Origin of the sequence: Kitasatospora sp. MAP5-34, from assembly GCF_029894335.1 — a bacterium.
Lineage (GTDB): Bacteria > Actinomycetota > Actinomycetes > Streptomycetales > Streptomycetaceae > Kitasatospora.
Genome location: NZ_JARXZC010000010.1, coordinates 21,538 through 39,511 on the forward strand (window position 1 = coordinate 21,538; position 17,974 = coordinate 39,511).

The window sequence follows — 17,974 nt, forward strand, 5'->3', positions numbered from 1 at the left end:
CTGCCCGGATGCCCCATGATCTGCATCCCCGCCTGCTGCGCGGCTTCGTGGCGACGGCCGAGACCCTGCACTTCGGCCGGGCCGCCGGGAACCTGCACGTGGCGCAGCAGGCGCTGAGCCGCGACATCCGGACGCTGGAGCGGGTGCTCGGCCGGACACTCTTCGCCCGCACCACCCGCAGTGTGGAACTGACCCCGGCCGGTGAGCGGTTGCTGCCGATGGCGCACCAACTGCTCGCGCTGCAGGACGAGATCCTGGCGGGCGGCGACAGCAGGGCGCTGCTGGTCGATCTGAACAGCGCGGTCACGGGCGACGACCTGACGGCCGACCGGTTGCTCGCCGCCGCCCGGGCGGCCGTGCCGGATGGTGAGCTGCTGGCCCGGTTCCACGGCGGACTCGCCGCAGCGGCAAAGGAGTTGCTCGTCCACCGGCTGGACGTCTCGTTCGGCCGGTACGCCGGTCTCCCGACTCAACTGCGGGCCCGGCTGGCCCACTCGCCGGTCAGGCTGGAGCGGATGGCCGTCCTGCTGCCGCTCACCCATCCGCTCGCCGCCCGGCCCGAGGTGCCGCTCGCAGCGCTGGCCGGGCATCCCGTGGACATCTGCGCGGGCAATCCGGCGACCACCGAGTGGGCCGACCTCGGCCGTCAACTCCTCGGAGCACACGGCCTGGTGGCGGCCACGCCGTACAGTCCGCCGGTCGGGGCGGACGAGCTGGCGCACTACATCGACCGACACGGCGAGGCGATGCTCACCACCACCGGCGGGCCCGAGATACCGGGAACGGTGACCCGTCCGCTGGTCGAACCGGTGCCGCTCAGCCTGGTGGGGTTGGTCCACCGACCGGAGATGAGGCACCCGGGCCTGGACGCTTTGCGCGCGGCGGCGGCGGACCTCGGCTCCCGGGAGGGCTGGCTGCGGCGCCCGCCCGGGAGTTGGCTCCCGCGCGAGGACGCGGAGCTGCTGCGGAGCTGACCTGTGGGGACACTTCGGTGCGGACGCGCGTGCGCCCCCGCCGTCGTCGATCGGCAGGGGCAGCGCGCGAGCAGCTGGTGCGTGTGGGGCGGAGGTTCGGGTCAGGCGGCCTTCACGGCGGAGATGTCGAAGCTGAGCTTGACCTTCTCGCCGATCAGCACGCCACCGGTCTCGAGCGCGGCGTTGTAGGTCAGACCCCAGGTGGTGCGGTCGATCGTCGTGGTGCCCTCGAAGCCGACCCGCTCGTTGCCGTACAGGTCGGTCGCGCTGCCGGTGAAGTCGAGATCCAGCACGACCGGGTGGGTGGCGTCCTTGATGGTCAGGTCGCCCGTCATCCGGTACGAGTCGCCGTCCACCTGCTCGGCGGAGGTGCTGCGGAAGGTGATCTCCGGGTACGTCTCGGCAGCCAGGAAGTCGCTGTTGCGCAGGTGCTCGTCGCGCTGGGCCTGGTTGGTGTTGACGCTGCCGACCTTGATGACCAGCTCGGCGGAGGAGTCGGCCGGGTTGGTGCCGTCCAGGTGCAGCTTGCCCTCGTACTCGGTGAACTCGCCGCGGACGTTGGTCACCATGGCGTGGCGGACGGCGAACCCGACCCGGCTGTGGGTGGCGTCGATCCCGTAGTCACCCGTAAGGTGCCCCAGGTCCGGGCCGGCGGGGGACGCGGTGTCGACAGCGGCTGCGGCGGCGTTGTTGCGGTTGAAAATGCCCATGGCTCCTCCTGGGGTAGTGAAGCCTTTGTCCAGGCTTCAACTTCTTGGTTCGAGCCTAGGGCATCTTCGTTCAATGTTCAACCATATCTAGGACTGGATTCCCGCCTCGGCTTCCGCCTTGATGTCGGCGATCAACTCGAAGGCCGTCCGGCCGTCCAGCGTCTCCCGGATGATGTCCGCGTGTCCGGCGTGCCGGGCCACCTCGGCGATCAGATGCGTCAGGATCCACCGCGCGGTGCGCCGGCTGTTCGGCGGGAACCAGGGCTGGTCCGGCAGCGCGGCGTCGACCTCCAGGTCGGGCAGGCCGCGGATGATCTCCTCGGTCTCGGCCGCGATCACCTCGTACGCCTTGAGCCAGCCGGCCAGGGACTCGCCCTCCAGGAGGCGGTGCTCGTCCGCCCAACTGGTCCCGGCCGGCCAGCCGAGCGGGCGGCCCATCAGGGTGCCGACGATCCAGAAGTGCTCGCACCGCGCCACATGCTTGACCAGACCGCTCAGCGAGAGGGCGCTGGCGCTGGGCTTCGACGCGGCCTCCTCCTCCGTCAGGCCGTGGGCCGCACGGCGGATGGCACCGCGCTGGGCGTCCAGGAAGGCCAGCAGGGCGTCGCGCTCGTCGGTCTCGGGGCGTACCAGGGTCACCATGTCGGGCACCTCTCTCATCGGGCGGCGTGCTTCCGCTTCGGTACGACCGACGCTATCCGCCAATCAGGCCAGATCCGGTCCTAATTCGGCCCCATTTGCCGGTCGGTCTAAGGTGAATCGAGTCCGCACGCGTTCCGAGAGGCTCCCGATGTATGCCCTGCACGCCCTCTGGCAAGCGGACGGCCGGCTGGCCCTGTGGGCCGAGGACGCGCAGGCGTTCGGCGCGCCGCGCGAACGCGCCGTCCGCGCCGCGCGGGAGGCCGGCCGCCCGGCGGCCGCCCATCCGTACGCCTGCCCGGCGGGCGTCGTCGCGCGGCTGCTGGCCGGGATCGGGCCCGGGCTCGGCTGGCTCGCCGAACAGGCCCCGGAGCGATGGACCACGCTGCTCCTCCCCAGCTTCGACAGCGCACCGACGCCCTCCCCGCAGCTGCCCGTCGGCGCGGTCAACCCAGGTGTGGGGCAGGCCCTTTGGCGGGTGCCCGTACTGCTCTTCGCGCCGGCAGAGGCGGCCCAACTGCTCGGCGAACTCTTCGACCCGCACTGGTCCGCCGCCGCAGTCGAACTCCCGGGCGGCAGCCCGGCCGAGATCGCGTACGGCGCCTCGCTGCGATGGCTCACCGCCGTCCACGACCTCGCCTGGCGACTGGTCGGACGGGGACGAGTCCTGCCCGCGCTGCGCGAGCAGGACGGCGAGCCGTACGCCCGCTGGCAACCCGCCCTGGACGGGCCCGCCCGCCGGGAGGCCGCCGCCCTCGTGGCCGGCTGCCCACCGGCCGCCCGCGCCGAGCACCGCCCCGGCTCGGAGGTCCGCACCGCCGCCGAGCTGGTCGCCGAACTGCTGGACGTACTCGTCGACCGCGAGACCCGCAGCGCCCTCGACGGCGAACCACCCGCACTCGCTGCCGTCACCCCCGCCGACACCTGGTACGCCGCACTCCTGGCCCCCGACGGCCACCTGCCGTCCCTACCGGCGCCGACCCTCGCCGAACTGCGGGAACAGCTCGCCGCCTGGTACGCGGGGGCAGCCGACCCCGACGGCCGACTCCGGCTCTGCTTCCGGCTCTCCGAACCGCTCGGCCCGGCCGACGACGACCCCGAGGGCACTCCCTCCGACGACGCCTGGCGGCTCGACTTCCTCATCCAGGCCGTCGATCAGCCCTCCCTCCTCCTCACCGCCGCAGACCTGTGGGACGGCGGACCAGCGCTCGCCGCGCTCAGCCGCAAAACCGAGGACCCGATCGAGGTCTACCTGGGCGAGCTGACCCGTGCCGCGCTCCGCCGTCCCGAACTCGCACCGGCCCTCCGCAACTCCCGCCCCACCGGGCTGGACCTGGACCGCGCCGGAGCCTTCGCCTTCCTCCAACAGGCGGCCCCGGTACTCGCCGACGCGGGATTCGGCGTGCTGCTCCCCGCCTGGTGGCAGCGCCGTCCGCGCCTCGGCCTGCTGCTCAGTACCACCCGCCCCCCCGCACCCGGCTCGGTCGAGCGGTCGGCCCAGGTGGACCGGGACGCGATCGTCGCCTTCCGCTGGCAGGCCGCACTGGGCGATCTCACCCTCACCCAGCAGGAGTTGACCGATCTCGGGGCCGCCCAGCAGGGGCTGGTACGGCTGCGTGGCCGATGGGTCGAGGTGGACGCCGCGCAGATCTCGGCGGCACTCGCCTTCCTCCGCCGCCAGGGCACCGGGACCATGCCGACGGCGGACGTGCTGCGCCTCGCCCTCGCCCCGGACGCCAAGGTCGCCGGGCTGCCGGTGACGGGTGTCCGGGCGGCCGGTCCGCTCGGTGACCTGCTCGCGGGGCGGACCGCCGAACGGACCCCGCCGCCGGACCTGCCGCCCGGCTTCGGGAGCACTCTGCGCCCTTACCAGGAAAGGGGGTTGGCCTGGCTGCACGCCCTCACCCGGCTCGGCCTGGGCGCCGTGCTGGCCGATGACATGGGCCTCGGCAAGACGGTCCAGACGCTCGCGCTGCTGGCCGCCGAGCACGCGGCTGAACACGCGGCTGAACACGCGGCTGAACACGCGGCCGAAGCCACGGCCGAGCGCGCCGCCGAGCGCACTGCCGGCCAGGCCGGCGGCGCCGGCGGCGGTATCGGGCCGACGCTGCTGGTCTGCCCGATGTCGCTGGTCGGCAACTGGCAGCGGGAGGCGGCGAAGTTCGCGCCGATGCTTCGCGTGCACGTCCACCACGGCGCGGACCGGCAGAGCATTCCGGACAGCGGTGTGGACCTGCTGATCACGACCTACGGGCTGGTGCAGCGTGATGTCGCCGAGCTGCGGCGGATCCCCTGGCGGCGGATCGTCGCCGACGAGGCCCAGTTCATCAAGAACACCGCCACCGCCCAGTCCCGGGCGATCCGTTCGCTCCCTGCGGCCCACCGGCTGGCCCTCACCGGTACTCCGGTCGAGAACCGGCTCTCCGAGCTGCACGCGATCCTGGACTTCACCAACCCCGGGCTGTTCGGCACGGCGGAGTCGTTCAAGGAGCGCTACGCGATCCCGGTCGAGCAGAGCGGCAACCAGGCCGTCGCCGCACAACTCCAGTGCCTCACCGGGCCGTTCGTCCTGCGCAGGCTGAAGACCGACCCGGCGATCGCCGCCGAGCTGCCCGCCAAGCAGGAGATCACGGTCTGGTGCAACCTCACCGCCGAGCAGGCCGGCCTCTACCAGGCGGTGGTGGCCGACCTGTTGCACCGCGTCCAGGGCATCCGTGGCGTCGAACGCAAGGGCACGGTGCTGGCCGCCATCGGCAAACTCAAACAGGCCTGCAACCATCCGGCCCAACTGCTCCACGACGGTTCCAAGTTGGCCGAGCGCTCGGGCAAGGTCGCCCGGCTGGAGGAGATCCTGGCAGAGGCGCTCGCGGAGGGGGACCGGACCCTGGTCTTCACCCAGTACGCGGAGTTCGGCAAGCTCCTCCAGCCGCATCTGGCCGAGCGGCTCGGTGAGGAGGTGCTCTACCTGCACGGGGGAGTGTCCAAGCGCCGCCGCGAGGAGCTGGTGGCCCGTTTCCAACGACCGGACGGCCCCCGGGTCTTCCTGCTCTCGCTCAAGGCGGGCGGCACCGGGCTCAACCTCACGGCCGCCAACCAGGTGATCCACCTAGACCGTTGGTGGAATCCGGCGGTCGAGGACCAGGCCACCGACCGGGCCTTCCGGATCGGCCAGCGCCGGGACGTCCAGGTACGGCGGTTCGTCTGCGTCGGCACCGTAGAGGAGCGGATCGCGGAGCTGATCGAGTCCAAGCGGGCCCTCGCGCAGGCCGTCGTCGGAGCGGGCGAGCAGTGGCTCACCGAACTCTCCACCGAGGGCCTGCGCGAACTGGTGGCACTCTCCGCCGACGCGGTCGGCGAGGAGCAGAGCCAGGGCCCTTACTCGCACCCGTACCTGGACGAAGGGGCACTCGATGACTGACCACGCGCCGACCGACCGGTTCGACCGGTTCGACCGGTCCGACCGGTCCAGGCCCGACGATGCGCTGCCGTCCGGCCGCTTGAATGCCTTCTGGGACGGTGATTTCACACTCGGCCCCGCTTCGAACGGCCCTGCTTCGGACAGTCCCGCGCCCGGCGGCTCGGCGATCGCCAGCCTCGGCGGCTCGGGGATCAGGGTCGGCGGGCGCGACCTCGCCACGTTGCTCGCACCCGTCTACCGGAGGCTGACCGGCGAGCCCACCGACTGACGTGAACGGGAATGGCCATCCGCCGTGTTTCAGTCGCACATGCCGTGGCCTGCCGGTGCTAGCTGGATGCTTGCATTTGCAAGCACGTCGATGCAGACTGTCGGCATGGCCTCACTGAACGTCGGCTCGCTCGGCGAGTACATCCGGGATCAGCGGCGGAATGCGCAGTTCTCGCTGCGGCAACTCGCGGAGGCCGCAGGTGTGTCCAATCCGTACCTGAGCCAGATCGAGCGTGGGCTGCGCAAGCCGAGTGCGGAGATCCTGCAGCAGATCGCGAAGGCGCTGCGGATCTCGGCGGAGACGCTGTACATCCAGGCCGGGATTCTTGAGGAACGGCGCGGGGAGGGGCTCGAACTGCGGGCTGCGATCCTGGCTGACCCGCTGATCAACGAGCAGCAGAAGCAGGCCCTGCTCGCGGTCTACGACGCCTTCCTCAAAGAGAACTTCAGGGAGCACGCCTCGGAGCACGCCTCGGAGCGGGCCACCGAGAAGGCCACCGGAGAGGCCACCGAGAACCTCAGGGACGCCGGCGCCGCCGCCGACGTCGACTGAACACCTGGCCGCCGCCTGTCCGGCGCGCGGCCGACGAGACTTTCGGCCGGCCCCTCGCGGGGGCTGCCGACGCAAAGGGAGGACCGGTCATGCCGATCACCGACGAGATCAAGAAGACCCTCAGCGACCCGACCCCGCTGTACGCCCTCGCAGGTGCCGGCGACCTCGCGTTCGAGAAGCTGCGCGAGGTCCCGGGCAAGGTCGAGGCGCTCGCCGTCGACCGCAAGGGGACCCAGGAGAAGGCCACGGCCGGCCTGCAGCAGGCACAGGCCCGCCTGGTCGAGGCGCAGGCGAAGGTGACGGAGACCGTCACCACGCTGCCGACCGACTTCAAGGCGCTGCAGGAGAAGGCGCAGGGCTTCGCGCTCCAGCAGGTGGGCCGGGCCGCAGAGTTCGCGGTCAAGGCGAAGGAGGTCTACGACGAGCTGGCCGTGCGCGGCAAGGCCGTCGTGGACAAGGGTCAGCAGGCCGGCGAGGTGTCTGGGCAGGAGCCGGTACCGGTGACCGAGGTCGTCGAGGTGGCGGAGATCGTTGATGTTCCGGAGGCCCCGGAGGTCACTGCGGTCGTCGTCGATGCCGAGGAGGTGACCGAGGAGTCCGGCGAGGCGGACGCCGACACCCGGTCGGCGCAGCCGAAGCGGACCCCTCGGGCCCGGAGGGCAAGCAGCGAGAAGTGACCCGGGCACGTCCCGACCGGCCGGTGCGTTGTCCAGTTCGGTGACGGTCGGCCGTGCCACGATGGCCGCGGTGTTGCCGAGGTCACAGTAAGGAGAACGCAGTGGTGCAGATCCTGCTCTTCGATGTCGTGAGCCCGCTCTGGTGGTTGGCCATGGCGATGGTGGGGTTCAAGCTGGTCGCCTTCGGGGACGCACTGACGCGCCGGGAGGATGCCTACCGGGCGGCGGACAAGAAGACCAAGCCGTTCTGGTTGATCATCCTGGGTCTTGCGCTGGGGATCGACCTTCTCCTCGGGCCGAGCGTCTTCGGGCCACTCGCCCTGGTCGGCCTGGTGGCCGCGATCGTCTACATGGTCGATGTCCGGCCCGCTCTCAAGCAGGTGACCGGCGGCCGTAAGGGCGGCGACAGCAAGCGGAACATGGGCCCGTACGGCCCGTGGTGACGACCGCGTGGTGACAGGCGTGTAGTGACGACCACGGCGAACGACGGTGGATCCGGCCGGAGCGGCACCCCTGGCGGGGGAGCCGCTCCGGCCGGATCGGTGTCTTCCCAGCGCTTCGTCCCGACCTGGGGCGGACGCCCAGGTCGTGGCCCGGAGCGTCACCCCATGATGAGCGGAGCGGGGTTGCGCTCCAGCAGCAGCACGGCGACGTCGTCCGTCAGCGCACCGCCGTTCAGCTCCTCCACCTCGGCGATGGCGCTGTCCACCAGCCGGCCCCTGGTCAGGCCGGCCGCCTGATGGTCGCCGATCAGTTCGACCAGCCCGTCCTGCCCGAGGCGGCGGGATCCGGCTCCGACTCGGCCCTCGACCAGGCCGTCCGTGTAGAGCAGCAGGCTCCAACCCGGTTGGAGCTCCAACTGTTGCGCGGGCCAGATCGCCTGTCCGTCGTCGCACGGCAGCAGGCCCAGTGCCGGGCCCGCCTGCTCGAACGGGAGCAGCGCCGGCCTGCCGTCCGCCCGGAGCAGCAGGGGAGCGGGATGCCCCGCCAGATAGAGCTGGGCGTGCTCCACCGGACGGCCGTCGACGACGGCGGTGACCCCCCTTCGCCCCGAAGCCAGGCCTTTGGCCACCGGCGGCTCGGCTTCGGCGCCCGGGGAGAGCACCAGCATGCAGAGAGTCGCGAAGATCTCGTCGCTGCGCCGCTCGTGCTCCAGGACATGCTGCAGTGTGGTGAGCAGCGCCTCGCCTGTGAGCCCGGCGAAGACCAGTGTCCGCCACGCTATCCGCAGCGCGACCCCGAGCGCGGCCTCGTCCGGCCCGTGCCCGCAGACGTCCCCGATGACCACGTGGACGGCACCGTCGTCCGTCCGTACCGCGTCGTAGAAGTCGCCGCCCAGCAGGGCTCGCCGACGCCCGGGGCGGTAGCGGCGGGTGAACGCGAGCCCGGCGCCGTCGAGCAGGGGAGTGGGGAGCAGATGGCGCTGGAGCCGCGCGTTCTCCTGGCCGCGCAGCTCCGCCTCGACCAGGCGCCGCTGTGATTCGTCGGCCCGCTTCCGCTCGATCGCGTACCTGAGGGCGCGGGCCAGCAGGGGGCCGTCCGTCTCGTGCTTGACCAGGAAGTCCTGGGCGCCCGCGCCGACAGCAGCAGCCCCGAGTTCGGCGCCGGAGGCGTCCGTGAGCACCACGACCGCAGTGTGCGGGGCACGGCGGAGCAGTTCCCGGAGCCCCTCCAGCCCGTCGGAGTCGTCGGACGGGTGCGGCAGATCCGCCGGTGCCGCGAGGTCGAGAAGCACGCAGCTGAAGTCGGTGCCGCGCGGTCGGCCGCGCCGGGCTGCGGACGGTGTGGGGGAGAGCCTGGACGTGGCCTGCTCGATGCCCTGCGCCCAGTGCAGCTCGATCGGAGCCCCGCTGTCGGTGACCAGCCGCTCGATCAGGGCGGCGTCCGAGGCGTCGTCCTCGATGACCAGGAGCCGGAACGGAGCCTCGGGGGTGGGGGTGGAGCGGGCGGAGGCTGTCGTCCGGGGGCGCGGTATGGGGCGTGACTCGCCGTCGGTGGCGTGGGCCGTCCGGTTGCGCCCGTCGGCCCGGCGCGTCGTACGCCCGCCGGAGGAGCCGGAGGGCAGCGTGGGCTGGCCGGGGACACCGGTGAGGCCGGGGAGGCGCTCGACCGGGCGGTCCGCGGGGTGGCCGTTGACGTGCGCGGTGACATGTGCGGTGACGTGGTCGGTCGCGTACTCGGCGAGGTGGCCGGCACGCTGGTCCGTGGCGCGTCTGGCAGGGTACTCGGCGGGGCCGGCGGTGTGTCCGGCCGGCCTTGCGGCCACGGAGCCCTCCCCCAGCCTCCGGCCGGGGGGACCCCCGTGGGACACGGCACCTGGTGCCCGCCCGTCTCCCGTTGCGGGCATTGGTCGTTCCTCCCTTTCCCCGACTGGGCAACGGTTGGGGTCCGCCCGTGGTGCCCGCCTGGCACCGTGTGTCGGGGATCTTCTCGCGACCATAACGTTATCTCCGGGGAATCCTCAGACTGACCGCCGGTGATGTGGCTATTGCCACGCTGTCGGCGGGTCGGTGGACATGATGGGCGCCCTTCAGGCCCCTGACGACAAGAGGGTTGGTGCGGTGACACAGATCACGGTGGTCGAGGGTGACATCACGGAACAGCAGGTGGACGTGGTGGTGAACGCAGCCAACTCCTCTCTGCTGGGCGGTGGTGGAGTTGACGGTGCCATCCACCGGAAGGGCGGCCCCGAGATCCTGGCGGAGTGCCGGCAGCTGCGCGCCTCGCACTACGGCAAGGGCCTGCAGACCGGCCGGGCTGTCGCGACCACGGCCGGGCGCCTCCCGGCCCGATGGGTGGTGCACACGGTGGGGCCGGTCCACCTGACGGAGGAGTACGAGCAGCGGGCCGAGCTGCTGGCCTCCTGTTATCGCGAATCGCTGCGGGTGGCGGTGGAGTTGGGGGCACGGACGGTGGCCTTCCCGGCGATCTCGACCGGGGTGTACGGCTGGCCGTCGGAGGACGCGGCGCGGATCGCCCTCACAGCCGTGGCCGAGGCAGTGGCTGGTGCGGAACCTGCTACGGAGACAGTTGCAGGGAGAGGAGCGGAGACAACAGGCGGAGCGGGGGCGGCAGGGCTGGAAGAGATCCGGTTCGTGCTGTTCGGTACAGCTGCGTACGAGACGTTCGAGCGGGTGCGGCGCGCGTTGGAGCAGCGGAGCTGACGGTGACTCAGGAGGCGTCTGACGGCTCGTGCGACCGCCTCCATGGTGGCGTGACGAGCCGTCAACGCGCCAGTCCTATTCGATAGCTCGTTCGAGTGAATCTCCCCTTGGCCCCGCCCCGCTCTCCCGCCTACGGCGCAAGCGCACCCCACGGCACCGTTACCTCGCCCTGCCGCCAACGCCCTTGGGCGTCGAGCAGCGGCCAGTTCCGGGCCAGCGCCGTGCAGGCGGCCACCCAGCGCTGCCGGGCTCCGAACGCGCCGTAGGGTGCCGCAGCGGCCCAAGCCCGGTCGAAGTCGCTGAGGAACGCGTGCACCGGACGCCCCGGCACGTTGTGGTGGATGAGCGCCTTCGGCAGCCGTTCCGCCAGGTCGGAGGGTTGCCCGAGGCCGCCGAGCCGGGCTGCGAAGGTCACCGTCCGGGGGCCTTCGGGGCCGAGCGCCACCCAGACGTGCCGACGTCCGATCTCGTCGCACGTCCCCTCGACGAGCAGCCCACCGGGTGCCAGCCGAGCGCAGAGGCGTTCCCAGACGGAGGCGACCGCCGACTCCTCGTACTGGCGCAGCACGTTCGCGGCCCGGATCAGCAGCGGTGCCGCGCCGTCCAGCGGTACCTCGAAGCCGCCGCGCCGGAAGGTCAGCAGCGGCGGATCGGCGTAGGGGACGGCCGCAGTGACCCGCGCGGGTTCGATCTCGATGCCCACCACCCGTACGTCCGCCCGGACGGCGCGAAGCCGGGCCGACAGCTCGACCGCCGTCCACGGTGCGGCGCCGTACCCGAGGTCCACCGCGATCGGCGCCTGCGCCGTCCCGCGAAGGGCGGGGCCGAGGGTGTGCGCGATCCAGCGGTCCATCCGGCGCAGTCGGTTGGTGTTGGTGGTGCCACGAGTCACGGTCCCGACCGGGCGGGCGGAACGCCCACGGGCAGGGACGGGATCGAACGAGGCGGCCATGCCCCGCAGCCTACGTGGCCCACCGGCCCTCATCTCATGCGCTGAGACGGGAATACCGGCCGTCGACCCTGTGGTTGGCACACTGGACGGATGCCCTGCCGCCCCCGGAGGCAGTCGGCAGGATCGGCAGTGCCCGGCAAGAGCAGGCATCACCCACAGCAACAACAGCAGTGACGACCGGCGCCGCGACCACCAGCGCGGCTACCAGATGCGGCTACTGAGCGCGGTTACCGGCGACGAGGCAGCAGCCGGGGAGCAAGAGGAGGCTTCAGCCAGGTGACGCAGCACACCGCACGGACGGTTCGCCGTGCCCAGACGACGCCTCCGCCCAGCCGGGGCAGGTTGCAGGCGTTGGTCGGCAGCCGGGCCCGTCGGCCGCGCCGGATAGCGATGCTGAGCGTCCACACCTCCCCGCTGCACCAGCCGGGGACGGGTGACGCCGGTGGCATGAACGTCTACATCGTGGAGCTCGCCAAGCGTCTCGCCGACCTGAACATCGAGGTCGAGGTCTTCACCCGGGCGTCCAGCTCGGACGACGCCCCCACCGTGGAGCTCGCTCCCGGGGTGCTGGTCCGCCATGTCACGGCCGGTCCGTACGAGGGTCTGATCAAGGAGGACCTGCCCGCCCAGCTCTGCGCCTTCACGCACGGTGTGCTGCGGGCCGAGGCCGGTCACCGCCCGGGGTACTACGACCTGGTCCACTCGCACTACTGGCTCTCCGGGCAGGTCGGCTGGCTGGCCGCCGAGCGCTGGGGCGTGCCGCTGGTCCACACCATGCACACCATGGCGAAGGTCAAGAACGCCTCACTGGCGGCCGGGGACAGTCCCGAGCCCGCCGCCCGGGTGATCGGCGAGACGCAGGTGGTCGAGGCCGCCGACCGGTTGATCGCCAACACCGCCGAAGAGGCCGGCGCGCTCTCGCACCACTACGCCGCCCGCCCGGACCAGCTCGCGGTCGTCCACCCGGGGGTCAACCTGGAGGTCTTCCGCCCGGAGGCCGAGAGTGGTCCGGACCGGCCCGGGCCCGACCGGCTCGCGGCCCAGCGGGCGGCCCGGACCGGGCTCGGCCTGCCGCAGGACGCGGCCGTACTGCTCTTCGCCGGCCGGATCCAGCCGCTCAAGGCGCCCGACGTGCTGCTCAGGGCCGTCGCCGTGCTGCTGGAGCGGGAGCCCGGCCTGCGCGAGCGGCTGGTCGTGCCGGTGGTCGGGGGTCCGTCCGGCACCGGGCTCGCGAAGCCGGAGAGCCTGCACAAGCTCGCCGCGCAGCTGGGCATCTCGGACGTGGTGCGGTTCCACCCGCCGGTCGGGCAGGCGCAGCTCGCCGAGTGGTACCGGGCCGCGACCGCGCTGGTGATGCCCTCGTACAACGAGTCGTTCGGACTGGTGGCGCTGGAGGCGCAGGCCTGCGGCACGCCGGTGGTGGCGGCGGCGGTCGGCGGTCTCCCGGTGGCCGTCCGGGACGGTGTCACGGGCACCCTGGTCCGGGGCCACGACCCGGCCGACTGGGCGGACGCCCTGCATCCGTACGCCACCCGGCCCGAGCTGGTGAACCGGCAGGGCGCGGCGGCGGCCCGCCATGCGTCGGCGTTCGGCTGGGGAGCGTCGGCGGCGGCCACCGCCGACGTCTACGCGGGGGCCCTGCACCGCCCCGCCGGGCTGCTCGGCAGCGCGCGCCGCCGGCTCGCCTGATCCCGGTGCGGCACCCGTCGGGCTGCGAGGCCGCAGTACCGCCGAGTAACGTCTCCCTCATGGCAACTCGTACGAAGGACGACGCCCTCGGCCTGCTGCGCGCCGCGCTCGACGAGGCAGGGGTGGCCTGGGAACCGGCGGTGACCGACCCGTACACCCTGGTCGCGGCGCTGCCGGGGACGCGGAAGCTCTCCACCACCTGTGCGCTGCGGGTCGGCGACCACACCCTCTCGCTGAACGCCTTCGTGGTCCGCCGCCCGGACGAGAACCACGAGGCGGTCTACCGCTGGCTGCTGGAGCGCAACACCCGGCTGTTCGGTGTCGCGTACGCGGTCGACGCGCTCGGCGACATCTACCTGTCCGGACGCCTGCCGCTGGCGGCGCTGACCCCGGAGACCGTCGACCGCCTGCTCGGCGCGGTGCTGGAGAGCGCGGACGAGCCGTTCAACACGCTGCTCGAACTCGGCTTCGCCTCCGCGATCCGCCGCGAGTGGGCCTGGCGCACCAAGCGCGGCGAGTCCACCCGCAACCTCGAAGCCTTCGCGCACCTGGCCGGGCCCGAGGCACCGGCAGGCCGGGCCGACGAGGGCTAGGACGCCACCACCGCTGCCTTGACCAGGTCTCGGACCCCGCCGTCCACCGTTTGCCGGTCGGTCTAAGCTGGGCGCCATGGCTGACACGACCTACCGACTGATCCTGCTCCGCCACGGCGAGAGCCAGTGGAACCAGAAGAACCTCTTCACCGGCTGGGTCGACGTCGACCTCAACGAGAAGGGCGAGAAGGAGGCCGCACGCGGCGGCGAGCTGCTCGCCGCCGAGGGTTACTTCCCGGACGTGCTGCACACGTCCCTGCTGCGCCGGGCGATCCGCACCTCCCAGATCGCCCTGGACAAGGCCGACCGGCACTGGATTCCGGTCAGCCGCAGCTGGCGGCTGAACGAGCGCCACTACGGCGCCCTGCAGGGCAAGGACAAGGCCCAGACCCTGGCCGAGTTCGGCGAGGAGCAGTTCCAGCTCTGGCGTCGCTCGTACGACACCCCGCCGCCGGTGCTGGCCGACGACAACGAGTACTCGCAGGCCGGCGACGCCCGCTACGCGGACATCCCGAGCGAGCTGCGTCCGCGCACCGAGTGCCTCAAGGACGTCGTCGACCGGATGCTGCCGTACTGGTACGACTCGATCGTGCCGGATCTCGCCGCCGGCAAGACCGTGCTGGTCACCGCGCACGGCAACAGCCTGCGCGCGCTGGTCAAGCACCTGGACGGCATCTCCGACGAGGACATCGCCGGCCTGAACATCCCCACCGGCATCCCGCTCGTCTACGAGCTGGACGCCGACTTCAAGCCGCTCGTCAAGGGCGGCCGCTACCTGGACGCGGACGCCGCCGCGGCTGCCATCGAGGCCGTGAAGAACCAGGGCAAGAAGTAAGCCCTTAAACGATCAGGCCCCCGACCAGCGTGAATGGCGCTGATCGGGGGCCGTCGTGGTTCTCGGGCCGTCTGTGGGCCGTCAGGGGGTTCCTGGGCCGTCAGTGGCCGCCGCAGCAGCTTCCGGTGGTGCCGCCACACTGGCACGGCGCGCCCGACTGGCAGCCGCAGCCGCAGCCGGGGCCGCAGCCGCAGCCGGCGGCCAGGATGGGCAGGTGTGCCGGTGCGGGTGCCTCGATGACGCTGGGCGGTGGGGTGGTCGGGGTTGCCTTCATCGCGCGGGCCCTCCTCTGTCCAGGCACACGTCGATGTGCCTGCTCAACGAGTGAAGCCCGCTGGTGACGAGGCGTCAACGGGCGCGCGGGTGTGGGTATCCGCCGCCCCCGTGCGCCCCCTGCCGACTGCTCCGCTCCGCTGCCTGAGCGCTGTGGACCACTGCTGCTGACCATTGCGGCGGACTACTCCTCGGCGGACGCCTCGCTGGAGGCCAGGAAGTCGTTCACGTGCTCGCCCGTCACCAGGAAGACCACTCGCTTGGCCACCGACACCGCGTGGTCGGCGAAGCGCTCGTAGTACCGGCCGACCAGGGTCACGTCGACGGCGGTCTCGATGCCGTGCTGCCAGCGGTCGTCCAGCAGGTGCGAGAAGAGCTCGCGGTGCAGCGCGTCGATCGCGTCGTCGTCCCGCTCCAGCTCCAGAGCGGCGTCCACGTTCTTGGTGGCGATCACCAGGCCGGCCTTGGCGACCAGGCGCTGGGCGAGCTGGCCCATCTCCAGGACGATCGGGTGCAGGTCAGCCGGCACCGCCGTCTCGGGGAACCGCAGCCGGGCCACCTTGGCGACGTGCCGGGCCAGGTCGCCGCAGCGCTCCAGGTCGGCGCTCATCCGCAGGCTCGTGACCACTATCCGCAGGTCGGTGGCGACAGGCTGCTGGCGGGCCAGCAGGTCGATCGCCCGGTTCTCCAGCTCGTGGTGCAGGGCGTTGACCTTGTCGTCGGCGGCGATCACGCTCTCCGCCAGTTCCAGGTCGGCGTCCAGCAGCGCGGTGGTCGCCCGGCCCATGGCCGATCCGACCAGTCGCGCCATCTCGACCAGTCCGTCGCTGATCGAGTCGAGTTCCTCGTGGTACGCGTCGCGCATGCTGTTCTCTCTTCTCCTCAGTAGCTGTGTCGGTGGCGGTGCCGACCGGCTGATCCATACTCTCCGCACGGGAACTCCCGCGTGTCCGAGCCCGGACGGCCGCTGCTGGTGGCGCGAATCGTAGCCGCGCCACTGCCCACACGGGCTGCGCAATCCACAGTGGGCTGTCCGGGCGACCACGCACGACCCCTGTGGTGAACCAGTAGAAACCTGAAGGTGAATTCTCGGCAACGTGCGGCCGATCCCTTGATCGCACCCTGGCGGCAAGCGGCCACGATGCGCTTACGCTGGCCACATGGACGTGAATGTGGCCGCCGCCGCTGCCTGCGCCATAGCCGGGCTCGGCGTCGGTCTCACGGCCGCCATCGCTTTCCGTTGGAGTGAACGCGAGCAGGCCAGGGGCATCAACGGCGGAAAGACCGGCAAGAATCCGAAGAACAGCAGCGGCGCCAAGGGCAGCGCCGGCGCCATCGCCATGCAGGAGCCACCGCTCCCGCCCGGTGTGGACACGGTGCTCTCGGTGCTGCGTTCCTGCGCGATCGTCCTCGGCGAGGCCGACGAGGTGGTGAAGGCCAGCTCCGCCGCGTACGCGATGGGCCTGGTCAGGGGTGGTGCGATGGCGGTCGAGCAGATGCTCTCGCTGGCCCGCGCCACCCGCCGCGACGGCGAGATCCGCCAGGTCGAGCTGGAGGTGCCCCGCCCGGGCGCCGCCCGTGCCGCCGAGCCGCTCGCGGTCTCGGTGCGCGTCGCCCCGCTCGGCTCCCGGCTGGTCCTGGTCCTGGTCGAGGACCTCACCGAGCGCCGCCGGATCGAGGCCGTCCGCCGCGACTTCGTCGCCAACGTCAGCCATGAGCTCAAGACCCCGGTCGGTGCGCTCTCGCTGCTCTCCGAGGCGGTCGCCGACGCCTCCGACGACCCGGAGGCCGTCCAGCGGTTCGCCGGGCGGATGCAGATCGAGGCGACCAGGCTGGCCAGCCTGGTGCAGGAGATCATCGACCTCTCCCGGGTCCAGGACGACCAGCTGCTGATGGACCCGGAGCCCGTCCCGGTCGACGAGCTGATCGCCGAGGCGATCGACCGCTGCCGGCAGCCGGCCGCCGCCAAGCAGATCCACATCGCGTCCGGCGGCATCGGCGGCCTCTACCTGCACGGCAACCGTGGCCAGCTGGCCGCCGCGCTGGGCAATCTGGTCGAAAACGCCGTAAACTACAGCCCGCCGCGCACCCGGGTCGCCATCGCCACCCGCCGGATCTCCAGCGCCGCCGCCCTCGGCGAGGCCGACGGCGAACTGATCGAGATCTCGGTGACGGACCAGGGCATCGGCATCTCGGAGCGGGACCGCGAGCGCATCTTCGAGCGGTTCTACCGCGTCGACCCGGCTCGCTCCCGCGCCACGGGGGGAACTGGTCTGGGCCTCTCGATCGTCAAGCACGTGGCTGCCTCGCACGGCGGCACCGTGTCGGTCTGGAGCGTCGAGGGCCAGGGCTCCACCTTCACCGTACGGCTCCCCGCCGGGCAGGCCCCGGCACCGGAGCGGTCAGAGTTTCCCCGCTCAACCCCGACATCACAGACACCCCGAACCGCTACCCACCCCCTTCCTGCCCCGGAGGCCCGCACGTGACCCGAGTACTGGTGGTCGAGGACGAGGAGTCGTTCAGCGACGCTCTCTCGTACATGCTCCGCAAGGAGGGATTCGAGGTGGCCATTGCCGCCACCGGACCCGACGCGCTCGAGCAGTTCGAACGTAACGGCGCTGACCTGGTACTGCTCGACCTGATGCTTCCCGGCCTGCCGGGCACCGAGGTCTGCCGCCAGCTGCGAGTCCGCTCCAACGTCCCGGTCATCATGGTGACGGCCAAGGACAGTGAGATCGACAAGGTGGTCGGCCTGGAGATAGGGGCCGACGACTACGTCACCAAGCCCTACTCCACCCGCGAGCTGGTCGCCCGGATCCGCGCGGTGCTGCGCCGCCGTGGCGAGGACGGCAACGGCGGTGCGGACGGCGGCGGCCCCGGCGCGCTGGAGGCCGGCCCGGTCCGGATGGACGTCGACCGGCACGTGGTGACGGTGGACGGCGCCAAGGTCGACCTGCCGCTAAAGGAATTCGACCTGCTGGAGATGCTGCTGCGCAACGCCGGCCGCGTCCTCACCCGGATGCAGCTGATCGACCGGGTCTGGGGCGCCGACTACGTCGGTGACACCAAGACCCTGGACGTCCACGTGAAGCGCCTGCGGGCGAAGATCGAGCCCGACCCGGGTGCGCCCAGGTACCTCGTCACCGTGCGTGGCCTCGGCTACAAGTTCGAGCCGTAAACCGGTGGGCTGAAACAGCGGCACCACACGACGGAGGACCCCGCCAGGAAGG

At 71.8% G+C, this 17,974-nt stretch carries 17 protein-coding genes; 12 read left to right on the forward strand and 5 right to left on the reverse strand.

All coding sequences use genetic code 11. From position 1 onward, the window contains the following. The first annotated feature begins 8 nt into the window (after positions 1 to 8). Positions 9 to 974 (forward strand): LysR family transcriptional regulator, encoded by a 966-nt coding sequence (locus P3T29_RS11460; RefSeq protein WP_280716248.1) that lies wholly within the window; start codon positions 9 to 11, stop codon positions 972 to 974. Positions 975 to 1,075: 101 nt separating this feature from the next. Here P3T29_RS11460 and P3T29_RS11465 read toward each other — a convergent pair whose 3' ends face one another. Next, positions 1,076 to 1,684: a YceI family protein gene (locus tag P3T29_RS11465; protein ID WP_280716249.1), complete on the reverse strand. Its 609-nt coding sequence runs from the start codon at positions 1,682 to 1,684 to the stop codon at positions 1,076 to 1,078. Between the two features lie 87 nt (positions 1,685 to 1,771). Next, positions 1,772 to 2,326, reverse strand: coding sequence for a DinB family protein (locus P3T29_RS11470; RefSeq protein ID WP_280716250.1), 555 nt, complete (start codon positions 2,324 to 2,326; stop codon positions 1,772 to 1,774). A 148-nt stretch (positions 2,327 to 2,474) separates the two neighbouring features. On the opposite strand from P3T29_RS11470, the gene P3T29_RS11475 reads away from it, so the two are divergent. From P3T29_RS11475 to P3T29_RS11495, 5 genes are all read left to right on the forward strand, one after another. Next, the gene (locus P3T29_RS11475; RefSeq protein WP_280716251.1) at positions 2,475 to 5,741 is read left to right on the forward strand and encodes a DEAD/DEAH box helicase; all 3,267 of its coding nucleotides are present in this window, start codon (positions 2,475 to 2,477) and stop codon (positions 5,739 to 5,741) included. Beyond that, complete coding sequence (locus P3T29_RS11480) at positions 5,734 to 6,009, forward strand: hypothetical protein (RefSeq protein ID WP_280716252.1); 276 nt, start codon at positions 5,734 to 5,736, stop codon at positions 6,007 to 6,009. The genes P3T29_RS11475 and P3T29_RS11480 overlap by 8 nt, the downstream gene beginning before the upstream one ends. 105 nt (positions 6,010 to 6,114) lie before the next feature. Continuing rightward, positions 6,115 to 6,561: a helix-turn-helix transcriptional regulator gene (locus tag P3T29_RS11485; protein WP_280716253.1), complete on the forward strand. Its 447-nt coding sequence runs from the start codon at positions 6,115 to 6,117 to the stop codon at positions 6,559 to 6,561. An 89-nt stretch (positions 6,562 to 6,650) separates the two neighbouring features. After that, positions 6,651 to 7,238 carry a hypothetical protein gene (locus P3T29_RS11490; protein ID WP_280716254.1) on the forward strand — a complete coding sequence of 196 codons (588 nt, stop codon included), beginning with the start codon at positions 6,651 to 6,653 and terminating at the stop codon, positions 7,236 to 7,238. A gap of 101 nt (positions 7,239 to 7,339) precedes the next feature. Then, the gene (locus tag P3T29_RS11495) at positions 7,340 to 7,681 is read left to right on the forward strand and encodes a DUF2516 family protein (protein WP_280716255.1); all 342 of its coding nucleotides are present in this window, start codon (positions 7,340 to 7,342) and stop codon (positions 7,679 to 7,681) included. Between the two features lie 158 nt (positions 7,682 to 7,839). Here the strand turns inward: P3T29_RS11495 and P3T29_RS11500 are convergent, their stop codons facing one another. Beyond that, on the reverse strand, positions 7,840 to 9,504 hold the full coding sequence (locus tag P3T29_RS11500; protein ID WP_280716256.1) for a SpoIIE family protein phosphatase: 1,665 nt from the start codon (positions 9,502 to 9,504) through the stop codon (positions 7,840 to 7,842). Between the two features lie 295 nt (positions 9,505 to 9,799). Here P3T29_RS11500 and P3T29_RS11505 point away from each other — a divergent pair, with 295 nt between their 5' ends. After that, complete coding sequence (locus tag P3T29_RS11505) at positions 9,800 to 10,402, forward strand: O-acetyl-ADP-ribose deacetylase (RefSeq protein WP_280716257.1); 603 nt, start codon at positions 9,800 to 9,802, stop codon at positions 10,400 to 10,402. Between the two features lie 130 nt (positions 10,403 to 10,532). Here the strand turns inward: P3T29_RS11505 and P3T29_RS11510 are convergent, their stop codons facing one another. Continuing rightward, the gene (locus P3T29_RS11510; protein ID WP_280716258.1) at positions 10,533 to 11,354 is read right to left on the reverse strand and encodes a class I SAM-dependent methyltransferase; all 822 of its coding nucleotides are present in this window, start codon (positions 11,352 to 11,354) and stop codon (positions 10,533 to 10,535) included. Between the two features lie 342 nt (positions 11,355 to 11,696). Between P3T29_RS11510 and mshA the strand changes: the two genes are divergently transcribed. The 3 genes from mshA to P3T29_RS11525 all read left to right on the forward strand — a co-directional run bounded on the left by mshA (position 11,697) and on the right by P3T29_RS11525 (position 14,471). Beyond that, a complete protein-coding gene (gene mshA / locus P3T29_RS11515; protein ID WP_280716364.1) occupies positions 11,697 to 13,043 on the forward strand; it encodes a D-inositol-3-phosphate glycosyltransferase in 1,347 nt (448 codons plus the stop codon). 59 nt (positions 13,044 to 13,102) lie between these two features. Further along, positions 13,103 to 13,636: a YbjN domain-containing protein gene (locus P3T29_RS11520; RefSeq protein ID WP_280716259.1), complete on the forward strand. Its 534-nt coding sequence runs from the start codon at positions 13,103 to 13,105 to the stop codon at positions 13,634 to 13,636. A gap of 76 nt (positions 13,637 to 13,712) precedes the next feature. Further along, the gene (locus P3T29_RS11525) at positions 13,713 to 14,471 is read left to right on the forward strand and encodes a phosphoglyceromutase (protein WP_280716260.1); all 759 of its coding nucleotides are present in this window, start codon (positions 13,713 to 13,715) and stop codon (positions 14,469 to 14,471) included. 457 nt (positions 14,472 to 14,928) lie between these two features. Here the strand turns inward: P3T29_RS11525 and phoU are convergent, their stop codons facing one another. Beyond that, positions 14,929 to 15,609 carry a phosphate signaling complex protein PhoU gene (phoU, locus tag P3T29_RS11530; protein WP_280716261.1) on the reverse strand — a complete coding sequence of 227 codons (681 nt, stop codon included), beginning with the start codon at positions 15,607 to 15,609 and terminating at the stop codon, positions 14,929 to 14,931. A gap of 295 nt (positions 15,610 to 15,904) precedes the next feature. Between phoU and P3T29_RS11535 the strand changes: the two genes are divergently transcribed. Together P3T29_RS11535 and P3T29_RS11540 are read left to right on the forward strand one after the other, a co-directional pair. Further along, positions 15,905 to 17,230: an ATP-binding protein gene (locus tag P3T29_RS11535; RefSeq protein ID WP_280716262.1), complete on the forward strand. Its 1,326-nt coding sequence runs from the start codon at positions 15,905 to 15,907 to the stop codon at positions 17,228 to 17,230. Then, on the forward strand, positions 17,227 to 17,922 hold the full coding sequence (locus P3T29_RS11540) for a response regulator transcription factor (RefSeq protein WP_184917961.1): 696 nt from the start codon (positions 17,227 to 17,229) through the stop codon (positions 17,920 to 17,922). Before P3T29_RS11535 ends, P3T29_RS11540 begins: the two co-directional genes overlap by 4 nt. Positions 17,923 to 17,974 lie beyond the last annotated feature (52 nt).

Excerpts from the sequence above, each read along its gene's own strand:
- P3T29_RS11460 (WP_280716248.1), top strand. The coding sequence starts at position 9 with ATGCCCCATGATCTGCATCCCCGCCTGCTGCGCGGCTTCGTGGCGACG.
- P3T29_RS11465 (WP_280716249.1), bottom strand. The coding sequence starts at position 1,684 with ATGGGCATTTTCAACCGCAACAACGCCGCCGCAGCCGCTGTCGACACC.
- P3T29_RS11470 (WP_280716250.1), bottom strand. The coding sequence starts at position 2,326 with ATGGTGACCCTGGTACGCCCCGAGACCGACGAGCGCGACGCCCTGCTG.
- P3T29_RS11475 (WP_280716251.1), top strand. The coding sequence starts at position 2,475 with ATGTATGCCCTGCACGCCCTCTGGCAAGCGGACGGCCGGCTGGCCCTG.
- P3T29_RS11480 (WP_280716252.1), top strand. The coding sequence starts at position 5,734 with ATGACTGACCACGCGCCGACCGACCGGTTCGACCGGTTCGACCGGTCC.
- P3T29_RS11485 (WP_280716253.1), top strand. The coding sequence starts at position 6,115 with ATGGCCTCACTGAACGTCGGCTCGCTCGGCGAGTACATCCGGGATCAG.
- P3T29_RS11490 (WP_280716254.1), top strand. The coding sequence starts at position 6,651 with ATGCCGATCACCGACGAGATCAAGAAGACCCTCAGCGACCCGACCCCG.
- P3T29_RS11510 (WP_280716258.1), bottom strand. The coding sequence starts at position 11,354 with ATGGCCGCCTCGTTCGATCCCGTCCCTGCCCGTGGGCGTTCCGCCCGC.
- P3T29_RS11520 (WP_280716259.1), top strand. The coding sequence starts at position 13,103 with ATGGCAACTCGTACGAAGGACGACGCCCTCGGCCTGCTGCGCGCCGCG.
- P3T29_RS11525 (WP_280716260.1), top strand. The coding sequence starts at position 13,713 with ATGGCTGACACGACCTACCGACTGATCCTGCTCCGCCACGGCGAGAGC.
- phoU (WP_280716261.1), bottom strand. The coding sequence starts at position 15,609 with ATGCGCGACGCGTACCACGAGGAACTCGACTCGATCAGCGACGGACTG.
- P3T29_RS11535 (WP_280716262.1), top strand. The coding sequence starts at position 15,905 with ATGGACGTGAATGTGGCCGCCGCCGCTGCCTGCGCCATAGCCGGGCTC.